Origin of the sequence: Paenibacillus sp. MABNR03 (assembly GCF_050455445.1) — a bacterium.
In the GTDB taxonomy this organism is placed as follows: Bacteria; Bacillota; Bacilli; order Paenibacillales; family Paenibacillaceae; genus Paenibacillus; species Paenibacillus xylanilyticus.
In genome coordinates this window covers 570016-592480 of record NZ_JBCIYR010000003.1, presented here as the reverse complement: position 1 = coordinate 592480, position 22465 = coordinate 570016, and the positions used below count along the sequence as shown (strand labels likewise).

Annotated in this window: 29 protein-coding genes and 2 tRNA genes; 6 read left to right on the top strand and 25 right to left on the bottom strand. The window is 46.2% G+C overall.

All coding sequences use genetic code 11. From position 1 onward, the window contains the following. Positions 1-94: 94 nt before the first annotated feature. The 8 genes from AAIH57_RS17890 to AAIH57_RS17855 all read right to left on the bottom strand — a co-directional run bounded on the left by AAIH57_RS17890 (position 95) and on the right by AAIH57_RS17855 (position 4571). The gene (locus tag AAIH57_RS17890; protein WP_175395725.1) at positions 95-649 is read right to left on the bottom strand and encodes a copper amine oxidase; all 555 of its coding nucleotides are present in this window, start codon (positions 647-649) and stop codon (positions 95-97) included. A 227-nt stretch (positions 650-876) separates the two neighbouring features. After that, positions 877-1077 (bottom strand): hypothetical protein, encoded by a 201-nt coding sequence (locus tag AAIH57_RS17885; protein ID WP_175395726.1) that lies wholly within the window; start codon positions 1075-1077, stop codon positions 877-879. Positions 1078-1176: 99 nt separating this feature from the next. After that, a complete protein-coding gene (locus tag AAIH57_RS17880; RefSeq protein ID WP_430022550.1) occupies positions 1177-1917 on the bottom strand; it encodes an SDR family oxidoreductase in 741 nt (246 codons plus the stop codon). 4 nt (positions 1918-1921) lie between these two features. Next, the gene (locus AAIH57_RS17875; protein ID WP_430022549.1) at positions 1922-2575 is read right to left on the bottom strand and encodes a TetR/AcrR family transcriptional regulator; all 654 of its coding nucleotides are present in this window, start codon (positions 2573-2575) and stop codon (positions 1922-1924) included. Between the two features lie 151 nt (positions 2576-2726). Then, positions 2727-2909, bottom strand: a complete 183-nt coding sequence (locus tag AAIH57_RS17870; protein WP_175395728.1) for a hypothetical protein — start codon at positions 2907-2909, stop codon at positions 2727-2729. A 100-nt stretch (positions 2910-3009) separates the two neighbouring features. Continuing rightward, the gene (locus AAIH57_RS17865; protein ID WP_430022548.1) at positions 3010-3573 is read right to left on the bottom strand and encodes a YdhK family protein; all 564 of its coding nucleotides are present in this window, start codon (positions 3571-3573) and stop codon (positions 3010-3012) included. A 191-nt stretch (positions 3574-3764) separates the two neighbouring features. Further along, positions 3765-4184 (bottom strand): organic hydroperoxide resistance protein, encoded by a 420-nt coding sequence (locus tag AAIH57_RS17860; protein WP_175395730.1) that lies wholly within the window; start codon positions 4182-4184, stop codon positions 3765-3767. Between the two features lie 314 nt (positions 4185-4498). Next, a tRNA-Val gene (locus AAIH57_RS17855) sits at positions 4499-4571 on the bottom strand. A 139-nt stretch (positions 4572-4710) separates the two neighbouring features. Here AAIH57_RS17855 and AAIH57_RS17850 point away from each other — a divergent pair. The 3 genes from AAIH57_RS17850 (at position 4711) to AAIH57_RS17840 (ending at position 5986) form a co-directional block, all read left to right on the top strand. Beyond that, on the top strand, positions 4711-4959 hold the full coding sequence (locus AAIH57_RS17850; protein ID WP_175395732.1) for a hypothetical protein: 249 nt from the start codon (positions 4711-4713) through the stop codon (positions 4957-4959). A gap of 237 nt (positions 4960-5196) precedes the next feature. Next, positions 5197-5640: a GNAT family N-acetyltransferase gene (locus AAIH57_RS17845; RefSeq protein ID WP_175395759.1), complete on the top strand. Its 444-nt coding sequence runs from the start codon at positions 5197-5199 to the stop codon at positions 5638-5640. A 109-nt stretch (positions 5641-5749) separates the two neighbouring features. Then, positions 5750-5986 carry a DUF3892 domain-containing protein gene (locus AAIH57_RS17840; RefSeq protein WP_175395733.1) on the top strand — a complete coding sequence of 79 codons (237 nt, stop codon included), beginning with the start codon at positions 5750-5752 and terminating at the stop codon, positions 5984-5986. Positions 5987-6178: 192 nt separating this feature from the next. On the opposite strand, the gene AAIH57_RS17835 is transcribed toward AAIH57_RS17840, so the two are convergent. From AAIH57_RS17835 to AAIH57_RS17825, 3 genes are all read right to left on the bottom strand, one after another. Then, on the bottom strand, positions 6179-6460 hold the full coding sequence (locus AAIH57_RS17835; RefSeq protein WP_430022547.1) for a hypothetical protein: 282 nt from the start codon (positions 6458-6460) through the stop codon (positions 6179-6181). After that, on the bottom strand, positions 6454-6666 hold the full coding sequence (locus AAIH57_RS17830; RefSeq protein ID WP_175395735.1) for a hypothetical protein: 213 nt from the start codon (positions 6664-6666) through the stop codon (positions 6454-6456). The genes AAIH57_RS17835 and AAIH57_RS17830 overlap by 7 nt, the downstream gene beginning before the upstream one ends. Before the next feature lie 263 nt (positions 6667-6929). After that, positions 6930-7250 carry a DUF3889 domain-containing protein gene (locus AAIH57_RS17825; protein ID WP_430022546.1) on the bottom strand — a complete coding sequence of 107 codons (321 nt, stop codon included), beginning with the start codon at positions 7248-7250 and terminating at the stop codon, positions 6930-6932. A gap of 274 nt (positions 7251-7524) precedes the next feature. On the opposite strand from AAIH57_RS17825, the gene AAIH57_RS17820 reads away from it, so the two are divergent. After that, entirely contained in the window at positions 7525-8427 is a 903-nt protein-coding gene (locus AAIH57_RS17820) for a manganese catalase family protein (protein WP_175395737.1), read from the top strand. 171 nt (positions 8428-8598) lie between these two features. Here the strand turns inward: AAIH57_RS17820 and AAIH57_RS17815 are convergent, their stop codons facing one another. The 5 genes from AAIH57_RS17815 to AAIH57_RS17795 all read right to left on the bottom strand — a co-directional run bounded on the left by AAIH57_RS17815 (position 8599) and on the right by AAIH57_RS17795 (position 12956). Beyond that, a complete protein-coding gene (locus AAIH57_RS17815; protein WP_430022545.1) occupies positions 8599-9186 on the bottom strand; it encodes a DUF3221 domain-containing protein in 588 nt (195 codons plus the stop codon). 105 nt (positions 9187-9291) lie between these two features. After that, positions 9292-9606, bottom strand: a complete 315-nt coding sequence (locus AAIH57_RS17810; protein ID WP_175395739.1) for a hypothetical protein — start codon at positions 9604-9606, stop codon at positions 9292-9294. A gap of 291 nt (positions 9607-9897) precedes the next feature. Beyond that, a complete protein-coding gene (locus tag AAIH57_RS17805; RefSeq protein ID WP_175395740.1) occupies positions 9898-10926 on the bottom strand; it encodes a FecCD family ABC transporter permease in 1029 nt (342 codons plus the stop codon). A gap of 2 nt (positions 10927-10928) precedes the next feature. Further along, complete coding sequence (locus AAIH57_RS17800) at positions 10929-11984, bottom strand: FecCD family ABC transporter permease (protein ID WP_430022544.1); 1056 nt, start codon at positions 11982-11984, stop codon at positions 10929-10931. A 234-nt stretch (positions 11985-12218) separates the two neighbouring features. Continuing rightward, complete coding sequence (locus AAIH57_RS17795; protein ID WP_430022721.1) at positions 12219-12956, bottom strand: glycerophosphodiester phosphodiesterase; 738 nt, start codon at positions 12954-12956, stop codon at positions 12219-12221. Positions 12957-13194: 238 nt separating this feature from the next. Here AAIH57_RS17795 and AAIH57_RS17790 point away from each other — a divergent pair, with 238 nt between their 5' ends. Further along, complete coding sequence (locus AAIH57_RS17790) at positions 13195-13488, top strand: hypothetical protein (RefSeq protein WP_430022543.1); 294 nt, start codon at positions 13195-13197, stop codon at positions 13486-13488. A gap of 172 nt (positions 13489-13660) precedes the next feature. On the opposite strand, the gene AAIH57_RS17785 is transcribed toward AAIH57_RS17790, so the two are convergent. The 7 genes from AAIH57_RS17785 to AAIH57_RS17755 all read right to left on the bottom strand — a co-directional run bounded on the left by AAIH57_RS17785 (position 13661) and on the right by AAIH57_RS17755 (position 20153). Continuing rightward, positions 13661-13792, bottom strand: coding sequence for a YjcZ family sporulation protein (locus AAIH57_RS17785; protein ID WP_217506391.1), 132 nt, complete (start codon positions 13790-13792; stop codon positions 13661-13663). A 115-nt stretch (positions 13793-13907) separates the two neighbouring features. Further along, a complete protein-coding gene (locus tag AAIH57_RS17780) occupies positions 13908-14495 on the bottom strand; it encodes a TIGR00730 family Rossman fold protein (RefSeq protein WP_175395744.1) in 588 nt (195 codons plus the stop codon). A gap of 224 nt (positions 14496-14719) precedes the next feature. After that, a complete protein-coding gene (locus AAIH57_RS17775; RefSeq protein WP_175395745.1) occupies positions 14720-15139 on the bottom strand; it encodes a hypothetical protein in 420 nt (139 codons plus the stop codon). Between the two features lie 18 nt (positions 15140-15157). Next, positions 15158-15826: a uracil-DNA glycosylase gene (gene ung, locus AAIH57_RS17770; RefSeq protein WP_175395746.1), complete on the bottom strand. Its 669-nt coding sequence runs from the start codon at positions 15824-15826 to the stop codon at positions 15158-15160. 306 nt (positions 15827-16132) lie between these two features. Then, on the bottom strand, positions 16133-19054 hold the full coding sequence (locus tag AAIH57_RS17765; protein ID WP_430022542.1) for an insulinase family protein: 2922 nt from the start codon (positions 19052-19054) through the stop codon (positions 16133-16135). A gap of 262 nt (positions 19055-19316) precedes the next feature. Beyond that, a tRNA-Leu gene (locus tag AAIH57_RS17760) sits at positions 19317-19402 on the bottom strand. Between the two features lie 292 nt (positions 19403-19694). Beyond that, on the bottom strand, positions 19695-20153 hold the full coding sequence (locus tag AAIH57_RS17755) for a general stress protein (protein WP_175397582.1): 459 nt from the start codon (positions 20151-20153) through the stop codon (positions 19695-19697). 220 nt (positions 20154-20373) lie between these two features. On the opposite strand from AAIH57_RS17755, the gene AAIH57_RS17750 reads away from it, so the two are divergent. Continuing rightward, positions 20374-20610, top strand: a complete 237-nt coding sequence (locus AAIH57_RS17750; protein WP_175397581.1) for a hypothetical protein — start codon at positions 20374-20376, stop codon at positions 20608-20610. A 78-nt stretch (positions 20611-20688) separates the two neighbouring features. On the opposite strand, the gene AAIH57_RS17745 is transcribed toward AAIH57_RS17750, so the two are convergent. After that, on the bottom strand, positions 20689-21174 hold the full coding sequence (locus AAIH57_RS17745) for a NucA/NucB deoxyribonuclease domain-containing protein (RefSeq protein WP_175397580.1): 486 nt from the start codon (positions 21172-21174) through the stop codon (positions 20689-20691). Between the two features lie 115 nt (positions 21175-21289). Continuing rightward, the gene (locus tag AAIH57_RS17740; protein WP_430022541.1) at positions 21290-22444 is read right to left on the bottom strand and encodes an ATP-binding protein; all 1155 of its coding nucleotides are present in this window, start codon (positions 22442-22444) and stop codon (positions 21290-21292) included. Positions 22445-22465: the final 21 nt, after the last annotated feature.

The following is a 22465-nucleotide window of genomic DNA, read 5'->3' as shown; positions in this document are numbered from 1 at the left end:
ATACCTCGCTTTGTAAATAGAAATTGTGTAACCTTGCATATCGTAACATGTTCGCAGAGCTAGGTCAATTTACTCAGCAACGTTATTTTTCGCTTCAATCGTTTAGCGCGGTAATGATTTTCTCAGCCACCAGCACGTAATTGCTGTTTGCATTTTCTTTAATATAAAAGCCGACCTGGTATTTGCCCGCACGGCTGAAATCATACGTAAAATCGTACGTTCGGAACCAGAAATTATCCTTCTGGGTTTTGAGCTCCTGAGATTGGATATCCTTCACCTGTCCACTCGGATTGGTGATGGTTACCTTCACTGCAGCTACATCCGTTGTTAAGCTGTCCACTTGAGAAAACACATTGAATTTCAATTTGCCAACGTTCACATTGCCAAATACCGTGTCTCCCTTAAACAGAAAAATATGTACATTCGGCTTAATCACCGTTACTCGCTTGTTGCTGTTATCCCATTTGGCGATCCCTCCTGCTTCTCTCACAGGTACGTAGGTCGTTCCATCAATGAGATAACCTCCATCAGCTGCTTCCTTGCCGTTAATGAGAACCCGAATCTTCTCGTTTACGGAATCCGCAAACAATAAAGACCCGCCGAGCAAGGAGAATACCGTGACACACAGCAATATTCTTTTCCATTTCATTCCGTCAATATTCCCTCCCCTGCTGCAAGCTGTTGTACATTTATACTGCAGGTTTCACTACAAAGTTGCGCTGTTTTTCATCATTTTTCATTTTTTATCCAGAAAATTTTCCACCCCTTGGAATGATCAAAAAAGAGGCATTTCTCATTCGAGATCGCCTCTATTACTAGGTTATTGTAAATCCGTGCTTACACGAACTTATTCTGGGAAACTTCAGCGTTACATGGTTAGGATGTGGTGTGTCGAGTCAGGATGCAAGGGACTCCTTTACCTACTGCCCCTGGCGTCCGCATGCGTGCAGCATAATCCATGCCTCTTACACAGGGTGTCTTACATCGCTCACATACATCTGAAGTAACCAATTTCATGGATACTCGGATTTTGTCACTTTTTAACGCTGGTGCTTTTTTGCCTTTTGCCTTTGCCATCCCGGATTCCCCATTTCCGCAAGTGCTTACTGATGTAGTGCATCATATGGGGATTCGCCCGGTTTGGTGTCAAAGCCGTGAACTGTTCCGATGTAAAAGTTAGATAAAACCGCCGTTTACACGCATTGTCTGTCCAGTGACCCATTGGGATTCAGGGCTGACGAGGAAAGAAATGACGCTTGCGATATCCTCCGGCTCGCCTAAGCGACCAAATGCATTCATTTTACGCAACCCTTCAAGCTGCTGTTCGGTCTTGCCGACGGTAAACAGTTCCGTATTCACAGGACCCGGTGCTACGGCATTAATCGTAATTTGTTTAGACCCAAACTCTTTTGCAAGCTGACGGGTAATTTGCTCCACTGCCCCCTTAGTTCCTGCGTACACACTATATCCAGGGAACATCTGTCCATTCACGGAAGTCGAGAAGTTCACAATGCGCCCTTTGTCCTCCATATAATTCAGCGCCTGCTGACAGGCAAAAAACGTGCCCTTCACATTAATCGCAAACTGCTCGTCAAACTCTTCCTCGGTCACTTCCGCCAGAAGGGTCGTTTTCATAATCCCCGCATTGTTGATCAGAATATCCACTTTGCCCAGCTGGTTAATCGTTTCGGAAAATAAACGCTCCACCTCATTTTTTCGTGCCAGATCAGCCTGAATGGTAATGGCACGAACGCCCTTTTGCCGTGCAATTTCTGCCACTTGCTCAGCCTTGTCTGGGCTGTTCGCATAGTTGATGACGACATCTGCTCCAAGCTCCGCGAGCTGTTCCGCAATGCTCCGTCCAATTCCCCGCGACGAACCTGTTACGATGGCGACTTTACCTGATAATTTTTTCATAAAATTAATCCCTCCCTATGTTTAGATGAAGCATTCCTAGCACCACCAGCAACCAGACCTGCTCGAATTCCTCATCAATCGTCTGACTATGCCATTCATAAGCATGTGCCGGGTGATGAAAGCGAGCCGTTGCATGTAAAATTGCTGCCGCTACTTTTCCAGGGCTCTTTATATTAAGATGGTCATCCTGCTGTATAATCTCAGTCAAATGCTGTGTTAACTGCTCCACATGTCTGTAAATAATATCTGCTGATTCCTGTGTGACCCTGGCATACATTTCAAATAACTCTGTGTCCGAACTCGCATAATGACGCTTAAGTTGAATCAAAGTCTCGATGTATAATTTTAGATGTTGTATTCCTTCTTTCGGGTTACTCCTCTCCCGTACGACTTTCCCGAGTGGAGCAATAATCTCATCTTCCAGCCACTGCGCAGTTACGCCTTCGAGCAATTCCTTCTTGCTGGCATAATGTCTGTAAATGGTTCCATGACTCACCCCAAGTAATTTGGCCACATCTGTAACGGAAGTTTTGGAAACGCCATAACGCCTGATCGTTTCCTGCGCAGCTGTAATGATTTGCTCTTTAGTTAGAAATTCAGAAGCTTTGTCTTTTGCCATATCAACGAGATGATTTACGTTTAACCATCTACTTGTCACCTCCACCCTGAGGTTAGATTATCACAGATTTTAACAAATGACAAATAATGATTTTTGTCATTTGTTATCGATTGAGTATGTTTGGATTGTTCAAAACAAAAAAAGAGCCCATCAATGAGCTCTCTACCTATCTTTCACTTATGAATTGAACTTAGAAAACGTACTTAAACAATAAGAATAGAACCACCAGGATTCCGGCAAGAATCAGCCAGTTGCTGATTTCCCACCAAATGCCCTTGCCTCCACCCGACACAAGCTGTTGTTCACGCTCATGATGACGCTGACTGTGTGTTTCGGTCTCCGAGGCATGGGGTGGCTTGCTAAAATCCATCATATGCATCCCCCTCTCCCACTTTTTTTCACCATCCAATTCCATTATAACCCATAAATGAGTACAGAATTAATTATTAGGCTAATCTTGGTGATTCAGTATTCTATTCGGCAGACAATTCACTCTCTGTAACCCATTTATGATTTTTCACCAAATTCCCGCCGCTGGATGGCGTGTAATCCACCATATAAACTGTTGTTTGTTCGGCAGAATCAATGGTCGCCTTAGCCCCTTTCATACCAGACATATGATCAGCATTCAGTACAACCTCCGTTCCAGCTGCATAAGGTTGATCTGTATGATCCTGGATTTCCTCCTGGATCACCCATTTGTGATTCTTCACCGGGTCTCCCCCCGTTGTCGGTGTATACGTAACAGCATAAGCGGTCGTTTCATACGCTCCAACGATTGTCGCTTTGGCCCCTTTCATTCCGGACATATGGTCGGCACTCATTATCACCTGGCTGCCGGCAGGATATGTAGGATCGGTCTTTTCCTTAATCCCTTCTGGCAGCTCTCCCGAGTCGGAATGGTGCATTTCTCCCGCAGTGGCTGCATGATCGTTACTGCTGTGGTTCTGATCTGCGCTTTCTTTTTTGCCACATCCACTTACCATTAGACTTCCAGTGATCAATAGCGTCATCATCATCATTGCGTACTTCTTCATAGTAGCACTCCTTTGGGTTATGAATCTCAATCTTAATAATATACCCCATATGGGTATATTTCAATCATCATTCTTCCCCATTACTGGTTTAAAAAATAAAAAAACACCTTCAACTTCGGTATCCCTTTTTGTGCCAAAGGACAGCCGTTTGAAGGTGCTTGAGATTTCTGAGCGAGTATATGACTCCGTAATTACGCCATTCCTACAGTTACATTCACATTACCTTTGATGCCTTTGGAGTATGGGCAATAGTCATGGGCTAGTTTGACAAACTTATTTGCTGTCTCCTCGTCCAAGCCTTCGATTTTAACTTCCAGCTCAACTTCCAACTTCACTCCGTTGTCTGAAGGATCCGTAACAAGCATGACGGTTGCAGCTACGGTGCTTCTCTCAATTTCCACCTTATGTTTCTTCAATTGAAACTCCAAGGCCGAGTTAAAGCAAGCACTGTATCCGGCTGCAAACAGCTGCTCCGGATTCGTAGCCGTGGTCACTTGGCCCCCAAGCTCTGGAGGTGCAGCAACATCCAGCATAAACACGTTATCCGGCGATTGCACAATCCCTTGACGTCCACCTGTATTAATTACTGTTGTTTCATATAATGTTTTCATTTGGTTTTACTCCTCTGCATGATTAATTTATTTTTTGTAAGTGATTATTATTTTGTTTTGTTTACAATTTGATTGTACACAATTTAATTGTGGTTGTAAATGATTATTTGTAATAAAAAAAGAAGCCGCTCATCTGGCGACTTCTAGTTTTCGTATTTTAAACTTTTCTCACTATGAAAGGAAGACCTTACTGCCTATCAGATTTGAACGAATATAATCGTTCCTCCTCAATCCGCTCTAAAAGATCTCTCTAACTTCCTTTCATGCTCACTCTAAACAAGAAAAAGCCCTTGCTACGCAAGGACTTTTCGTTATGATCTGTAGTGGGCTCGAACCACTGACCCCTACCCTGTCAAGATAGTGCTCTCCCAGCTGAGCTAACAGATCATGATATCATATGGTTTTTCAATGAAGTAACAGTATCATACCAAGTAAACGCGTACAATGTCAATAGTTTTGTTGGTTATAATCATTGAAATTAGAGCAAACTAAGGAATGATTACCATTTCAACAAGAGGTGAACTTTGTGCAAAACGTAAAAGATCGTAAGCCGCAGTTACATAACAAAAGATTTGGCTTTACACTGACCCTTATCATACTCGTCGTTCTCACGATTTCCGGCTGCGGTCTGGAGCGAGATGAACATACAGTACAATTCCAACAATTACAGCATCCCAATGAAACAGACGATCTACCGGTATGGCTTGACGTCTATTCCAAATCCGTCAATCAGGATGTTTACTCACCCCAGGGAAACAGTGAATTTTTGCCCTGACCTGCTACAACTCCTCACTCATCTTCATCCCATTTTCTGGAGTAGGCTTTTTTGGTTACGTAATACAATAAAGCAATCATTCCCGCGGACATCAAGAGTGTAATGGTCATAATTCCTGCCATGCCCATTACCCACACCTCCTCTCCCATTATGTTCCAGACTCAACTATACAGGAAAAGCAATTTTTTGTATAATGCAGTCTGATATGTCTCGCATGTGCAGAAAGAAGGAATGGAATTGGCAGCCGAAATTAGTTATGTAACGACAGAAGAACAACTCCAGCAAGCATTGGGCATTCGCCATCACGTTTTTGTATTGGAGCAGCAGGTGCCTGCAGAAATTGAAATTGATCAATATGACGTCATCAGCCCTGACGTACACCATGTGTTATTAAGTACAGACGGAAAGGCTGTAGCCACAGGACGCCTTATCTACTACAGCAAGGACACCGCCAAAATGCAGCGAATCGCTGTGCTCGAGTCTCATCGTTCATTCGGTTATGGACGTGTTCTCCTACTGGCCATGGAAGAGCGGGCACGCGAGCTTGGCCTGGCCTACTCTGTACTGGATGCTCAATGCCAGGCACAGAAATTCTATGAGAAACTCGGTTATGAAGTGATTTCGGAAGAGCCTTTTTATGACGCAGACATTCTCCATGTCCGCATGAGAAAGAGTTTGTAAAACCTTATTCGGGTGTAAATCTACGATGTGATGCATACTTATCTTTGATTCGGACAGGCTAAAGAGGAACTCAAATTCCCATTTAGTCAGACAAGGAGAGTGTGACATTATGGATCAAACGACACGCGAAAGCTTCACAGCAGTACAAAAAAATGGTGACGGCGATCTGACTGGCTTTCAAACTTCATCCGGACGCATACTGGATTACCAACAAGCCCTGACCGAAGTGCAGGCAGGCGCCATTGCTGGTGTGAATGTCTTCAAAGGTAAGGATGGGGAAATGTACATTCGTGGTGATGCGGACGGCGATCCATCCAACAATCTCGACCAACTCCCTACTTTTTAAATCAGTATTTTGCATCATTCGATTCCACTCGCTCCGGGGTACAATATATAGACGAATAGGACCATTACGATCTCTATATTGAAGATTGGAAGTCGCTTATTGGATTTATACAAAATGCTCAAATAAATGAACGCCAGCAAGCGCCAATCCGGCATACCGGGTTGGCGTTTTTAATTCTATATGATGTCTTTCCTAGTACTCCAAAAAGTATTTTACAGCATCGCCAGCAGGCTGGCTTTTGCGGATCGGCTGCGTCTCCTGTTCCCATGCCTGCACGATTTGTATCCCTTCCAGAGTGGACTTGTTCTCCCATACAATATACTGCCTCCGTTCAAGTTCCAGCAATGATTCATGAATGAGAGCCCGACTGCGTCCCGTCTTATTCTCCAGCTCATCCATTCGGGGTACACGTCGCCGCTGTCCAGCATAATTGACGATAATTCGTAAAATTTTACGTTCAAAATCGTTTAACATATCCCTGCCTCCCCATCCTTATGAAGTACCGGACGCCATGCCAGAACGCCTTGCTCCAGAAATGTTCGGGGTGACCCGTCTGCGCCTGCGGATGCTCTGATCCTCCCCCCATGCACACTGTTAATTCGAATTTGCCGCTGCGTGATATGCCCTGCACGATCCATGTACACGAGTTCCACCATCTGACCAATATACTTTCCCAGCATAATCATCCCTCCAATAAGAACGTTTGTTTGTATATCTTATTATATGCGAACATAAGTTCTTTATTCAATAACTAAAAAAAGGATTTTATACTGGGCATTTTGCATAAATCCAGTGAGCGATTTCCAATATTCAATATATAGATCAAGGTGGTTCTTTTCGTCTATATAGTGCACCTGTGAGCCAGAAGAATGGAATAATGCAACATAACGACAGTAAAAAACCAGACTTCACCTCTGTATCAGGGAACTCTGGTTTTATTTCTTCAGTGTCGGTCCGATTCACTAAATTGGACTTTTTTTAACTGCTGCGTATTCGGATTAAAATCAACATTGACATACACCGCATATTGTTTTCCGTCTTTGCCCCGCACCCACAACTTGAACTGTTCTCGGGATTGATTGGCCGTCAGTGAGGTGCGTCCAATGTGTTTGTAGTCCAAGATGTCCACATTATACTTGGTCTGGGTTTCTTTTACCGCGATGATTCCCCATTTCGCATAATCGGGAACGGGTGCCGCTGAACTGGTGGTTAGTCCCGTCAAACTCAGCATAACCGTCATCAGCGTAACAATGAATATTCTCATATCAATCACTCCTTGGGGCTTGTTTTCGTTAGCCTGCCCTGCGGGAGTTCGTTTTACACCATCAGGTAGTTGATTAAGTATCCATAGCAAAAAATATATAGTTGTTCTGATTGTACTTGTATTGTATCTAATTGGAAACCAGAAGTTCCATATCCTGCGTACGTCTTAAGGCCCAACTATGAATTTTTGGGTTTGATTTCCATCTTCTATGTGTAATAGGCCTTGATAGAGTACGCTATTATCTGAACATCTATTTCGAGGAGGTTATACCCGAATGTTCAAACGAATGGATGAAATCTTGATTGAGATCCCCAATGTCGAGAAGCCCGATCCAAATGCAGCAGCATCCATACAGGAACTGCTAGGTGGCAAATTTGGAGAGATGTCAACGTTGAACAATTACCTCTACCAGTCGTTTAATTTTCGTTCCAAGGAAAAATTGAAGCCTTTCTATGACCTCGTCATGAGTATTACAGCCGAAGAGCTGGGTCACGTGGAGCTGGTGTCCCACGGGATTAACCAATGTCTCAGAGGTTCCACCCAGTACAAGGAGCCAGATGATACTCCTTTGGGTTCCGTGAAGGACGCACGTCTATCCTATCACTACCTGGCAGGGGCACAGGGAGCCATGCCTTTTGACTCCATGGGCAATCCGTGGACCGGTGCGAATGTGTTCAACAGCGGTAACCTGGTCGAGGACCTGCTGCATAACTTTTTCCTCGAATGTGGAGCACGAACACATAAGATGAAAGTTTACGAGATGACCGACCACCCAGCAGCCCGGGAAGTTGTTGGTTTTCTGCTCGTACGCGGCGGTGTACACGTAGTCGCCTATGCCAAAGCACTTGAAATTGCAACCGGGGTGAATGTAACCAAGTTGGTTCCGATCCCTTCCCTGAACAACAAAGCGTTCACCGAAGCCCGGAAATACGAAGAAAAGGGTGTACACACGAAACTGTATACCTATAGCGATAAAGACTTTAATGCCATCAGCCAAATTTGGAAAGGAACACACCCTGAAGATGGACAACCTCTGGAAGTCATTCAAGGTGTTCCAGAAGGATTCCCGATTCCTGAAGCTCCTGCGGTGGAAGAAGAATTTGCTCCTGGCATTTCCCATGAGGACTTCGCAGAAATTGCACGTCGCCTGAAAATGGCGGGTAACATTGCGGATTGATTGATAAGTATAGTCATGCCATAACTTATATAAGCCCTCGTATCCTGCCAAACAGGGATCTGAGGGCCTTTGTTTTGTATTTACTCTTGAATCTCGTCTAGCATTATCTATGGATCTATGGATCAGTGCCCCATTTCTATCCTTCTCGATCCCACAATTGATCAGCACTCTTCATTCGCTTTCATGCTCTTGCACCGGTTCTACCGGCTCCACGTCTCGAACCTCGAGTTCAACGTGCGACTGATCTTGATCCACTGCCATGGCATCTCGCATGCGCACTTTCCATGTCCCTGTATCCGCCTGAAACTCAACATCTTCAATGACGGGAACGCTTATCTTTTCTCCATCAGGTAGATAAAGTCCGCCTCGAATTGCATCTGCCTCACTGATCTTTGCCCCATCCGGAGTAGCGGCTGTATATTCCGCAATGGATTCTGCTCTTGCACGACCTGGATAAGGCTCATTTTCAGGGCCTCCGTCCGTCCAGATTTCAACATAGGATCCCACCTGTGGATCAGGTGCGTTGGAGAACCATTTTGCCGGGTAATATCGACTTGCTCCTCCATTGGAACCGAAATCCTCATATTCCGGACTTACAACAAGGATAGAGTCCTCTTTGCGATCCACTACATAGCCGGTAAACCCTTTCTCTTTAGGATCATCGGATGGCGGCTGTGCTTGTTCATCTTGAATCTGTCCCGCACATCCTGTTAGACTGATGACCAAGAGCAATACGAGAACTGCAACACGATTGGACATATGTAAATCCCCCTCTTTGTGATCCAACAACTATGGCCATTCTTTCTCTCTAAATAGACGTCCTCTAACGGCCCAATGTTGCAACAAAAGAGCTATGGTCATCGTTCACTTCCTTTGGAATCTTTTGTACCCATACCTTCCCCATACAATCAATCCGACACAACATAAAAGAGCACAATATCCCCAAGCAAACAGCATCGCAATACCCAGCCCAATATTGGCATCCAGACGCTCATCGGTCAGTTCGGTGTATGAAGCAAAACCCAGTGGCAGGGCTCCCACAACAAATAGTCCGGTCAACCAGCCACGCCAACCTCTGAATCCCGTCTTTCCATCCATTTCAGAATGCTTTTTGATGCCTCGATGCAGAATGATCAGAAGCAGAATAAATATCAGCCAAGTGCCTAGAATCTGCAGCATCTCGTTCGCCTCCCGGGAAAGTAAATTCTCTTATTTTTATACAAAGCTTTTCCACCTGTCCATCTATTGTATTTTCGCCCCTCTCCGGTAATTAATCACATCGAAAATAATCCAAACAAACAATTTGCATAAACCCCAAGAGGACTTCCAAGGACCAATATAGAGATCGAAATGATCTATTCGTCTTGCATTGGAGCGAGTGGAATCGAATATGCAAAATACTGAAACAAAAAAAGCCTTCGAATTGCTCTACAAGAGCCAGCCGAAGGCGTTCCTTTACAATTAGAATTGCTATTTAGATCTGCTCAACAGATACAGGAAGTACGGTGCACCGAGGATTGCCACCAGAATTCCGGCTGGAATTTCGGAAGACAGAATGACGCGACCTAATGTATCCGCAACAAGAACAAGCAGCGAACCAACTAATGCCGATGCAGGCAAAAGAAACTGATGTTTTGGACCCACGAGACGTCTTGCCAAATGAGGCCCGATCAGGCCCACAAAACCAATTCCTCCACTAACAGATACGCACGATCCGGCAAGACCTACAGCAGCAGCCAGCAGGATCAGCCGTTCACGCTCAACAGGCGCACCGAGACCACTCGCTGTTTGATCCCCAAGGTTCAGCACATTCAGCACACGCGCCTTATACAGAACAAGTGGTACGAGAATAGCGAGGAATGGCAGAAGTGCGGTGACGAATTTCCAGTTTGAGCCCCAAATGCTGCCCGCCATCCAAGTCGCCACAAACTGATATTTCTCAGGGCTAAGTCGCAGCGTAAGCACAATCATCGCAGCACTGATCCCAGCGGCTACACCAATCCCTGTAAGCAGCATGCGGGTAGGCATGATGCCCTCTCCCTTTTTATACGAAAGCACATAAATCAGGAAAGCGGCTAAGCTTGACCCAATCAGGGCCAGAATCGGCAGCAGAAATACAGGAGCCGCCGTTGTTGTCGGGAAATAGGATACAAACAGCATGACGACCAGTCCGGCACCTGCATTAATGCCAAGGATACCGGGATCCGCGAGTGCATTGCGGGATACGCCCTGCAGAATGCATCCGGACAATGCAAGACCAGCACCAACCATGATTGAAATCACGATGCGGGGCAGGCGGAACTCAAACAGAATGAGCTCCTGCTTCGCCGTCCCACCGCCAAAGAAAGTACGAAGCACCTCAAGCGGGCTCAACCGGATATACCCGGTGTTCATGCTGATAATAAAAGCCGTAATAATCAACGCACCAAGTACAATCATGACAATGGTGCTTTTTGTTCTCTTTTTCCGCTCTGCACCAGCGAGAGTTGAGGATCCCATAATTACAGAGACCTCCTTTCTTTACGTGCCAGATAGAGGAAGAAAGGCACCCCGATCAAGGCAACCAGAGCGCCGATTGGCGTCTCGTATGGTGGATTAATCATGCGTGCAGCCAGATCGGCGAACACCAGCAGCAAACTGCCCATCACGGCCGAACATGGAATGATCCAGCGATAATCGACCCCAACGATTTTACGTGTAAGATGGGGAATGATGAGTCCAACAAAACCGACTGCCCCAACCACGGATACAGCCGTACCTGCAAGAATAAGCACAACGATAAGACCAATCAGTTTGATTAGGCCCGTACGCTGTCCCAGTCCAACGGCAATCTCTTCTCCGAGGCTCAGGAGCGTTATGGAACGGGAGATGAGTAAGCCTCCAATGAGTGCAGCCAAAACCCAAGGGAACATGACCTCCAGCTGAGACCACTTCGTGCCAGCAACACCGCCAGCTGTCCAAAAGGCCAGGTCCTGTCCGATTTTGAAATACAATGCAATCCCCTCACTAAGCGCAGACAGCATGGCGGATACAGCTGCTCCTGCCAGCACAAGTCTGAGGGGCGTGAGGCCCGATCTGGACGCGGCTCCGAATCCGTATACAAGGAGCACGCCCAGTCCTGCGCCGATAAAGGAGTACATGATGATATGCATGTAAGGCATGCCCGGGAAAAAAGCGAAACACAGTGCAAGGGCGAATCCCGCCCCGGCATTCAGTCCGAGCAAGCCCGAATCCGCCAGTGGATTGCGGGTCATGCCCTGCATGATCGCACCAGCTACGGCGAAGCAGGCACCCACCATCGCCCCGCCAAGAATACGCGGCAATCGAATCTCCCAGATAATCTGATGCGGGGTAAGATCCGGATTAAAGTTGAAGATGGCTTGCCATACCACGCCAAGCTTGATATCTGCAGCGCCAAAGGAAATGGACAGAGCCATGCCCAGGGCGAGCAGCACAAGACCTCCTGTCAGGATCAGGGTAGCAGCCCAGGGACGAGTATGTATTTTGGCTGTCGGAGATTCCGTATCGTGACCTGCCGATGAAGCGTTCGAACTCATATGCGCCCACCCTCGTTATGAGTGGAGTAGACCAATCCTATGTACATAACAATCACCCCTCTATTATTGCCGATCTGTTAATGATATTGATTCTCATTCCCATACATCATTGTATGTCAACAAGCTCTCGCTGGCAATGGACAAATGGGACAAGTTTATAGCATTAATCATTTTTGATACAAAAAAAGCTGCACCGAGCGTTAGAGCTCAGATGCAGCTGACCATTTTTTAGTGTTATCGGCTATGTACTCCTACCAAAGCAAATAGTACATCCGGCACATCGGTAATGATGGCTTCCACGCCCATCTGAATCAGAGCCTGCATCTCTGCAGGATCATTCACGGTAAAAGGATGTGTCGAAATTCCCTGAGCCTGTGCGGCAGCTACTTCCTCCTGCGTTACAGCCAGCTTATAGGGATGCAGGGCAGAAGCCTCCAATTTGGCTGCATAGTCGTAAGGACGATACAGTTTTTCCATGTACAGAAGTGCTGTCCGAATCTCCGGAGCAAGACGTTTGCACTTTACCAATGACGCATGATTGAAGCTGGAAAGGATGACTTGCTGTTCCAGATCCCAATCCCGAACGGCTTGCACGATTTTTTCTTCCATGCCCTTGTAACCGACAATTCCATTTTTCAGTTCCAGATTAAGCAGAATTTTTTTCCCTTGAATCAAATCAAACAGCTCCTCCAGGGAAGGAATGCGCTCCTGGGCGAAATCCGAATGGAACCAGCTTCCCGCATCGAGTGACCGCAATTGTTCGTACGTTGTATCCTTAACCCAGCCGGGTGCACCCGCAGTACGGTTTAGTGTCTCATCATGAATCAGTACCAACCTGCCGTCACTGGACATCTGAACATCCGTTTCTATGCCCGTCGCTCCCAGCTGCAGGCAACGTTCGAATGCAGCCATCGTATTTTCGGGACAGACGGCGGAAGCTCCCCTATGAGCAATAATCTCAATAGCCATTATTCCAGCACCTCCTCGAAATTCAAACGTCAACTCTACCATTTCCACTATACGACTGATTTGTCATTCCTGTATTAACAGAACGTTTAATGCATGTTCGGTTCTACATCCAATTCAACAGGTATAGAGAAATATCCAGCCAGGCTGGGGATTCACTCATTTTTGCGAACTCAATCTGCAAATCGACATAACATAGTATGAGCGATAGATGTTCCGTACTCCGCCATAAGGAGGTTGACTATTGAAGCGTATATCTTCCGAGAAAAATACAATAAGCAAATATTCCAACACCCCCATTCGCAAGAAACGAACCTCACCAGGGCTAAAACGGAGAATGGGTCATGCATATGTTCGAGGTCTGGCTGTGCCCGATAAAACAAGTAATCAGTCTTCTGTTGCCGACGCACAGCGTGAACTTGATAAGTTAGCTCTAATTGCCGCGATTCTAGCGCTGATCGCCGCTGTTATTGGTCTGTACATCGCCTGGAAGACACTAATTATACCTGGTGATAACAGTACGGTTGTCGCCGTCTAACCTGTTCTGACTCTGTATACCGTTTCCGGGAAACAGGGTTTTTCTTTTCCAACAAACAAAAAAAACCGTTCCCCTGAAACGCCGACAGCTGCCGGCGTTTCTTTGGAAAGGCTAATCCCTCATCCGGTGCGCTTCAGATGAAGCCGTCCCCATCCGGGAATGGCTGACCGAATTACAGAATGAAGGTACGGGAGATAATAACCAGCAGAATGAACAATACCAGAATTGCGCCTGTAGATGTCCATGCTCCGCCGCCGAAGCCTCCGTATCCATACCCGTAACCTGTGCCTTTGATTTCGCTCATGAGTGACACTCCCCTCTTAAGAAAGTACACTATAGACTATGCCTCAGGCCACAACTTGATTGGGCAGAACGGAAAGTTTTCCGCGAATGCCGCTGGTTAAATCCAATCTCTTGGATTACTTTTGTTCATTAAGCTGAGTCCATTTCTGAGTTAACTGTGCGGGAACGTAAGCCGACATCTTCGCAAGCAGCTCGGCCGGTTCGGATTCAAGACTCCATAGGCTGAGATGCGAGGTATTCGAAAACCCTTCATGTACACTATGCTCCACCAGTTTCATCAATGGCTCATAGTATCCGTTTACGTTCAATAAACCGACCGGTTTGCGGTGAATGCCGATCTGAGCCCAGCACAGCACTTCGAACAACTCTTCAAAGGTACCCATGCCACCAGGAAGGGCTATGAATCCGTCCGAAAGCTCAGCCATCGTTGCCTTCCGCTCGTGCATGGTTCCCACTTCGATCAGTTGTGTAAGGCCTCCATGTACAATTTCCCCACGGAACAGTCCTGTCGGCATAACGCCAATGACTTCTCCACCATTCTCCAGAGCAGCATCGGCAACCGCACCCATTAATCCCATACATGAACCGCCATATACAAGTGAAAATCCGTTATCCGCAATCTGTTTGCCCAAGTTGGCTGCCTGTTGTGTATAGTCCGGGTGATTCCCGGGGTTGGAACCTGCAAAAACACATATACGTTTCAAGGGGCTTCACTCCTTCTCGTTGTCTATCTCATTAGTATATAACAAAAATGTCATTGCTATGTTACCCTTCACGGCCTCTGGGGACAAAAAAACCCGACCGTTTGCAGCCGGCCGGGCTCCCATGTTATTACACATCATTTAGAAGGGGTTGTTACATTTAATATAAAGCCCGAAGATTAAATCCATATGATCTTTACATGAAATGAATATTAAATATCGGCGTATTAGCGTATGCCTCTTCTGGAACGCACAACAAACAGATGCTTATCCTTGCGTAGCATCCGGCCATCTGCAAGCTCGACATGATCTTCATCATGACGAAGAATTGTCGTAGATAACGCTATAATCTTGCCCCGGCGCCATATCATCACCTGTGATTTAAAATAGATCGCATTGTCAAACTGAATTGCCTTTTTTATTACATATCCGACCTTATGCACCTCAGAACGTGCTTTCTTTAAGGGAAGGCTCTCTTCGGGCAGAGGTCTGATCATTGCGATATTGTCGAACGATACCTTAATCCGCTTCGGTCCAATTCGCACGCAATCCGCTTCCTCATCCCACTCTACCAGCGTCCCCTTCAGCGGCTCCCGTATGCCGGTTGCCCGATATACTGCCACTTTTCGTCCTACCCAATGTCGCAATGTCCTCACCCCACTTATCTAGTTTTCCGGTATGGTCCAATCAATCGGTTGAATACCTTTGGAGGTCAGGAAGTCATTGGCTTTGGAGAACGGACGACTGCCGAGAAATCCACGATGGGCCGCAAGTGGACTGGGATGTGTTGATTCCAGTACCAGATGTTTGTCCCGGTTAATAAAAGCGCCTTTCTTCTGTGCGTGACTGCCCCACAGCATAAATACCATCGGTTCCGAGCGTTCGTTCAATGCACGGATGACCGCATCGGTAAATGTCTGCCAGCCCAGCCCCTGATGAGAGTTCGGCTGTCCCTCGCGGACCGTAAGCACATTATTGAGCAGCAGTACCCCCTGTTCCGCCCAATGCACCAGATATCCGTGTTTGGGAATCGGCAGCCCAAGGTCCGCATGGAGTTCCTTATATATATTTAGCAGTGAAGGCGGAATACGTACACCGGGCATGACCGAAAAACTGAGTCCGTGGGCCTGACCAACACCATGATAAGGATCCTGACCCAGAATAACGGCTTTGACCTGATGATAAGGGGTCAGCTTTAATGCGGAGAACAGGTTTTCTTTGGACGGATAGACCGTTTGTGTTTTATATTCCCCTGCCAGTGCATAACGTATATGGTTAAAATACTCCGCTTCAATCTCTTCTTTAAGAACGGTGTCCCAATCGTTTCCAAACATATGTATGTGCTCCTTTCCCAGATGAATTATACCCGTGCAGCCGGAAATCATAGGCTGCCCCTGAGCGAGCCTTGTCTTAACAGCTCGTAGACTATCCATCATTTTAACATACCTCCGGGCGGCAGGCCAGAAATGTGCTTCAGGCGTACGTTCCTCCACGCAATTGACGATTTACACTCTGTTTACTCTATAAGCAAATTTCATGTGCAATAAACAAAAAAACGAGCTCCCAGGTGGCCAAGCAACCAGGAACCCGCTTTTTATGATTACCTTCGTCTTACGAAAATACTTGCGCAACTACTGCGATTAATACTTGATCAGATCCAATGTCTCGTCGAACAAAGAGCTCTGCTCCTCTATTTTACCTTCATTGCCGACAACACAGCGATTCCCTTGTTCAAGGATAGCAGATACCAAGGCAGCCGAATCAATGATATCCGCTTCTGTTGTGCGCAGTACTTCATCGCGCTCTTGTTGAAGGTCCGCTTCGGTAACGTTGGACAAGTAGCATTCAAGCGAGAAAGTTCCTTCCGAATAAGGTGTTCTCGGGGTATCCAGATCCTGAATGGCACCAATAATATACCGCGTCATTTCACGAGCATCCGCTTTGAAATTTTTCAAATATTGCGGTATGTCTTCATACACTTTGTAGGTTTTCTCAAGGTTGGGATCCCTGTATGAAGCCAGATAGCTGTCACCATTCCGTCTGAAACCGCTCATGCACCCGTAAGCTCCACCCTTAGCACGGATATTGGTCCACAGATAATCAAGCGATAAAATTCCCTGAAGAACACGCAGTGAGCCTGTATACCTGAATCCCTTCGTAATGAAGTTGCCTGTCTGAACCACGTATTGCACTTCCGACGGTGACTTGAAGCCCTCGTTATGATGAACCGCCGTGAACACAGCCTGCTCTTTAGACACCTCATGTGTGAACAGCTTCGATTTCAGGTCAGACACCTGTTCCTCCAATCCTTCATATCCTTTCTCATCCGCGGTATAGCTGACGAGCAGGTTCTCAGGTCTGAAGATGATGCCTGTCAATTCCTGAAGACGGGTGGCAAGTTCTTCTTTTCTATCCTCATAATTTGCCTGAAGCTCTTCGAGCCATTGATAAAAAGCGATTCCGCTAACCGCTTCCCGGAAGGCAGCCACAGCTGAATGTTTGGCAGATGATCTGCCCATTGCTGCAGAATGTCCGCTATTAATCAGACTGCGCTGCAATTGCCCCTTCAATTGGGAAATGATCTCATACAAGCGCTTTGAATCATCGAAACGGGAGGTCAGAATGATCTCCTTGATCATGTCAAAGGCAAAACCGAGTTTGCTGTATAAAACCTTGGCCCCAAATTCAAAGTTGGCCCGGTAGGCGTTATACTGTTTCGCATCGGCACTCGCACCTACACTTGCACTGATCCCGCCCGAATGAATATGAATTTCATTGGATAGCTCGTTGAAGGTAAAGTTGGCCGTATCCACATAACCGAGCACGCTTTTCAAAAGACCGGCATAAGGCAGCAGATGCTGCGGAATCTCCTTGATATCAAATAACAGCTTCAGATAACCTATCCCGTTGGTGTAAAGATTGTGATGCAGAATGGTTGTACCTTCTACCGTTCTCAGGGTTTGGTACAAGGTAGATGCTTTGGGCTCTATATCTTCAATCGACAAGGTCGGAATAACCTGCTGCTGCTCTTTGGTCGAAGGTTCATTCTGATAATCCGCGAGTTCTTTCGTTTTTTGCACCAGCTGCGCGATTTCTGCCTCACTCAAACTTGCCTGATAGGATTTCAATCGGGTACGCAGCGCCTCTTCCTTCCGCTGATTCAATCCTTTATCCGGGGTAACCGCGACAAACGAAGTATGTGTATTTTGCAGCAAATACTGCTCGATCAACCGCTCGAAGTATCCTTCATTCATTTTCGTACGCAACGTCGCAAATACCTCGTTGGCCTCCAAATGGGCAAATGGCGCCTGATCATCATAGAGCCAGCTCTGAAGTGCATAGAAACCATAGATGAGCCCTTTTGGCATTCTTCCAAAATCGGCTTCACGATGATTGAATTCATAGGAATTAATTCCGGCAAGCAGCGCTTTGGGATCGATTCCTTCCTTCACAACACGCTGTAGAACTTCGTTCACTGTATCCAAAAATACCTGTTTGCTCTCCAGGTTACTTTTCTTCAAACCGATGGTCAGTACAGGCTGATACAAGCTGTCGTCATACGAGCCATAGACCTCCTTCGCAATGCCCTTATCTAGCAGTGCCTGCTTCAAAACAGCTCCTGGTGCGTTCAGGAGTGCATACTGCAGAATTTGAAAGGCGATGTTCAGTTCCTGATCCACAGTTGTTCCAATCACCGCATTATAAGTCAAAAAGCTGTTATCCACTTCCGACTCGGTACTTCCCGCAGAATAGGTTTTGACCACATCAACCCGCTCACTGAAGGCTTGCTGCAACCCAATCTCCGAGTCTGTCACGATCCGGTCATATTGGTTCAAATACGCTTCATCCAGCCATTTCAGCTTTTCTTCCATATCCATATCCCCGTACAGGTAGATGTAGCTGTTGGAAGGGTGATAGTATTTCGTGTGGAAATCCAATAATCCCTGGTAGGTCAGATCGGTTATCTCATCCGGAATGCCTCCTGATTCGCAGGAATAGGTCGTATCCGGGAAAAGTGAATTCAGTACGGCTCTGCGTACAACACGCTCCGGTGAAGAAAATGCGCCCTTCATCTCGTTGTATACCACACCGTTATATGTCAATTCATCCTCTGCCGAAGCCAGATTGTAATTCCAGCCTTCTTGCAGGAATATTTTCTCGTTCTCATAAATGTTGGTATTCAATACCGCATCCAAATAAATATCCATCAAGTTGTGAAAATCATGATCATTGCGGCTGGCGATCGGATAGATCGTTTTGTCCGGGTATGTCATGGCATTCAGGAAGGTATTGAGTGAACCCTTCAACAGTTCAACAAAGGAATCCTTCGCGGGAAACTTTTTGGACCCGCACAGCACGGAATGCTCCAAAATATGTGGCACGCCCGTATTATCACTTGGAGGAGTTCTGAAACCGATACTGAATACTTTATTGTCATCCTCGTTGGATAAAACGACGATTCTGGCGCCTGACTTTTTATGTTCAAGCAGATAACCATCTGATTTCAGTTCTTCCATCCTGCGTTCCTGTAAAACCTGGTAAGGCTGAAGCTGTTTCAACATGTGCTGATCCTCCATCAAAAGAAATTTATTTTGCTTCCTTGAGTTCCGCAAGATAAAGGTAATTTATGCCTATGGATAGTATACACCATCGATTCATGTCTTCATAACTTACAGTCTGAGGCATATAAGCGTCTTCTGATATGTATTATGTACAGTTTGGGTTTATGAACCCGAAAAGCTGCAATTTCATCATATATTGGCATAAAAAAAGATCGCATGGACAGCTTGTTTAACAAGCGTCATGCGATCTTCTTTAAATAGATGCCGAGGACCGGGATCGAACCGGTACGGTAGTCACCTACCGCAGGATTTTAAGTCCTGTGCGTCTGCCAATTCCGCCACCCCGGCATATGTATGTATAACTTTATCACTTGAGGCGACAAGAAATATCTTAACATAGGATTAAACATTATGCAACACATATTTTATTAAATTTCTCATTTTTTCAAAATCGAATATCACGAAAATGAAAAGGCACTGCCAGCGTCAGCTAACAGTGCCTAGAAAGTCCGAGTTGCGGTCCCGGACTTTCTATAAACCATCTATATTAAGGGAGGTGTGAGATCATAATACCTCCCCAACATTAAAGAAACCTAAAATCAGGCTTAAATTAAACTAAAAAAAGTGTACAGCCTGTTGTTTATGAGTCTTTCCCCTTCACAATGGGTGCAATGCGGGCAGCATCGTCCTCTTTGCATTCCACCACGACAAGTAAATGATCCTGAAGAAGCCACTGTTCATAGTACTGGGCATCCTCTTCGGCTACCCCTGCTTCTGCCAGGGTAAGTACAAGATCGTCCGTTTCTCCTCCAATTTCATTGCCTGCCAATCGGCGAACCACTTTACCGGCAGAGATCGTCTGATCCATTCGTTTCCCCAACGCTGCCAGCACACCCTTGAAGACGCCAAATGCGCCATCTGTACCTGCCCCCTTCAAAGGCTTGGCCAGACCTGCTTTTTCGCTGATCAAATCGAGATCCAAATGCTCTTTGGCTACTACACCCAATGAATCTGCTTCAAGCCCTTCCTCTTTAAGCTTGCCCAGCATCACAATCGCTTCGTTCTCCGTACGGACCAGTCCAACCAGTAATTGTGTCATTCCGTTTCCTCCCTTAATCAATCGTCCATAACCCAATATTTTGTATAACCTAACCGCTCAAAAACCCAATCCTTACAATAAGTCAATCCTCCCAACCCGAAACATCATTTCTTTTCTGGAAATCCATACCTAGTTCTGATAGACTAGATAAAGAAGACAAATTAACCATTGAAATTATCGACATATTAAGTAACTATCCCATAACCAGGAGCAATGTCTTATGAAAAAAGAGGTAGAAATTGCCATTCGTCGCAAGCAGCAAATCGTTGTTCGTAATACCAGCGGGCAAACCGTGACCGGTTACCCCGAGCGTTCTGCCGACTCATCCATTCTTACCCTGCGCACGGTACAGGGAAACCTTTGGATCCCTTTTGATGAGGTGGAGCAGATTACCCGCTTGTTGAGCATCCGTTCCCATCACATGAATGGTATGCACTTATGTATTGCAGATCTGTAATGGTATAGATGAACAGACAAAAGCCAGACCCACAACGGTCTGGCTCTTGTCTGTTCTATGTTTCTGTACTACTACTAGCTACTTCACAACAAACTTCACCCGCGTTCCATCCGGATATGTACTCAGCTGATTACCAACCCACGACCCCGCACCGCGATTATCCTTGGGCGTAATGTACTCAATGTCTGCATTCGCCCCGCCTTCAGCACACATGGCCATTGGCCACTCATCCCGATCTTTCCCTTTCTTCACAGGCACACCCTTGAGTGACAAATCGCGATTGGCGTCTGCGCCATTACGATCAATCGTGCATACATCCGAGTGACCTGCCTTGATGGCAGCCTTGATATGATTGGCCGTCTCCGGGTATCGGTCGGATGGGAAGGTAATGGTGTGATCCACACCCTGACTGCTCCCACTGAACGGTGATGGCAGATCCAGCGGTAATTCTCCCTCAAACCAGGCAAAGAACGCCACAACCATGAGGGTCGCCAGCGTAATAAACGATTTTTTGAGCCTGCTTATGACTTTGTTTTTTCTCTTCCTTGTGCGCTTTCTCTTCATGCTGTTTCCCCCGTTCCCTCTTGCATTATACCAGAACGTTCGTTCGCGAAACAATACTAAAAAGACAGTCCGCAGCAACTCCGAACTGTCCTCAACGTTCACTTCTACCAGGCTGTTATCCCACGTGCGGAATAACATGCTGCCGTAACAGCGGCAGTGTAACATGGAATTGTGTACCCTGTCCTAGTACACTCTCTACTGTTATGTCCCCCTGCATCAATTCAAGCAGTTCCTTGCAGATCGTCAATCCCAGTCCGCTGCCACCGAATCTGCGAGCATGAGAGATATCCGTTTGGGTAAACGCTTCGAACAACTGATTGATCTTCTCTTCCGGAATACCGATTCCCGTATCACTTACGGAGAACACCAAGGTAACCTCGTCTCCATGTTGTTCCTTTACATCCAGCTGCAATAACACTTCACCTTCTTCAGTGAATTTAATTGCATTGCTCAGCAAATTATCCAACACCTGACGCAAGCGCAGCGGATCTCCGATCAAAACGTCTGGCACCTGCATGTCAGCTTGACAACGCAAATGAATCTTTTTCTGTTCAGCCGCTGGTTCGTGCGTTCTAACAATCTGTTGAACGAGCTTGAGTGGCTGGAATTCTATCTGTTCAACTTTCATCTTACCGCGCCCCAGCTTCGCCATATCGAGGCTGTTATTCACTATGTTCAGCAAGGCTTCACCCGACTGACGGGCGAGCTCCAAATATTCTTTTTGCTCCTCACTGATTTCACCCATGCTCGTTAACTCGATCATGCCCATAATTCCATTGAGTGGTGTGCGCAGTTCATGACTTAATTTCCCGATAAACTCCAGATGCCCCCTGCTGTTCATCTCCGCCAATTTGGCTGCCCTACGAAGCTGTTCCTCGGCATATTTCCGTTCAGAAATATCGTATTGGATGCCCACAAAAAAGAGACACTGTCCTTCATCATCAAAAATGGGATCAATGTTCAATTCGTTCCAGAATCGCTGACCGCTTTTAGTATAGTTTAAAATATCGATTTTAATGGATACCCGCTGCTTGAGTGCCTCACGAATCTTGCTTACGGTTTCGGGATTCGTGTCTCTGCCCTGAAGAAATCGGCAGTTTTGTCCAACCACTTCTTCGAAGGTATAACCGGTAAGAGCCGTGAATTGTTCATTGACAAATATCAAAGGCAGTTCTGGTGAGGTTGCGTCGACCACAGTTACGGAAGATTTAAGTTTTGATATTAAAAACTCCCACTGAATGGGTATGGAGTGCCGATTTTGGATGCTCATGCTTCCCCTCCTGTTTCTTAT

What these genes read in the sequence shown, in the direction of transcription:
- AAIH57_RS17890 (WP_175395725.1), bottom strand. Translation starts at nt 649, where the DNA reads ATGAAATGGAAAAGAATATTGCTGTGTGTCACGGTATTCTCCTTGCTC.
- AAIH57_RS17885 (WP_175395726.1), bottom strand. Translation starts at nt 1,077, where the DNA reads ATGGCAAAGGCAAAAGGCAAAAAAGCACCAGCGTTAAAAAGTGACAAA.
- AAIH57_RS17880 (WP_430022550.1), bottom strand. Translation starts at nt 1,917, where the DNA reads ATGAAAAAATTATCAGGTAAAGTCGCCATCGTAACAGGTTCGTCGCGG.
- AAIH57_RS17870 (WP_175395728.1), bottom strand. Translation starts at nt 2,909, where the DNA reads ATGATGGATTTTAGCAAGCCACCCCATGCCTCGGAGACCGAAACACAC.
- AAIH57_RS17865 (WP_430022548.1), bottom strand. Translation starts at nt 3,573, where the DNA reads ATGAAGAAGTACGCAATGATGATGATGACGCTATTGATCACTGGAAGT.
- AAIH57_RS17860 (WP_175395730.1), bottom strand. Translation starts at nt 4,184, where the DNA reads ATGAAAACATTATATGAAACAACAGTAATTAATACAGGTGGACGTCAA.
- AAIH57_RS17840 (WP_175395733.1), top strand. Translation starts at nt 5,750, where the DNA reads ATGGATCAAACGACACGCGAAAGCTTCACAGCAGTACAAAAAAATGGT.
- AAIH57_RS17835 (WP_430022547.1), bottom strand. Translation starts at nt 6,460, where the DNA reads ATGTTAAACGATTTTGAACGTAAAATTTTACGAATTATCGTCAATTAT.
- AAIH57_RS17830 (WP_175395735.1), bottom strand. Translation starts at nt 6,666, where the DNA reads ATGCTGGGAAAGTATATTGGTCAGATGGTGGAACTCGTGTACATGGAT.
- AAIH57_RS17825 (WP_430022546.1), bottom strand. Translation starts at nt 7,250, where the DNA reads ATGAGAATATTCATTGTTACGCTGATGACGGTTATGCTGAGTTTGACG.
- AAIH57_RS17820 (WP_175395737.1), top strand. Translation starts at nt 7,525, where the DNA reads ATGTTCAAACGAATGGATGAAATCTTGATTGAGATCCCCAATGTCGAG.
- AAIH57_RS17815 (WP_430022545.1), bottom strand. Translation starts at nt 9,186, where the DNA reads ATGTCCAATCGTGTTGCAGTTCTCGTATTGCTCTTGGTCATCAGTCTA.
- AAIH57_RS17810 (WP_175395739.1), bottom strand. Translation starts at nt 9,606, where the DNA reads ATGCTGCAGATTCTAGGCACTTGGCTGATATTTATTCTGCTTCTGATC.
- AAIH57_RS17805 (WP_175395740.1), bottom strand. Translation starts at nt 10,926, where the DNA reads ATGGGATCCTCAACTCTCGCTGGTGCAGAGCGGAAAAAGAGAACAAAA.
- AAIH57_RS17800 (WP_430022544.1), bottom strand. Translation starts at nt 11,984, where the DNA reads ATGAGTTCGAACGCTTCATCGGCAGGTCACGATACGGAATCTCCGACA.
- AAIH57_RS17785 (WP_217506391.1), bottom strand. Translation starts at nt 13,792, where the DNA reads ATGAGCGAAATCAAAGGCACAGGTTACGGGTATGGATACGGAGGCTTC.
- ung (WP_175395746.1), bottom strand. Translation starts at nt 15,826, where the DNA reads ATGTTTGGAAACGATTGGGACACCGTTCTTAAAGAAGAGATTGAAGCG.
- AAIH57_RS17765 (WP_430022542.1), bottom strand. Translation starts at nt 19,054, where the DNA reads ATGTTGAAACAGCTTCAGCCTTACCAGGTTTTACAGGAACGCAGGATG.
- AAIH57_RS17755 (WP_175397582.1), bottom strand. Translation starts at nt 20,153, where the DNA reads ATGACACAATTACTGGTTGGACTGGTCCGTACGGAGAACGAAGCGATT.
- AAIH57_RS17750 (WP_175397581.1), top strand. Translation starts at nt 20,374, where the DNA reads ATGAAAAAAGAGGTAGAAATTGCCATTCGTCGCAAGCAGCAAATCGTT.
- AAIH57_RS17745 (WP_175397580.1), bottom strand. Translation starts at nt 21,174, where the DNA reads ATGAAGAGAAAGCGCACAAGGAAGAGAAAAAACAAAGTCATAAGCAGG.
- AAIH57_RS17740 (WP_430022541.1), bottom strand. Translation starts at nt 22,444, where the DNA reads ATGAGCATCCAAAATCGGCACTCCATACCCATTCAGTGGGAGTTTTTA.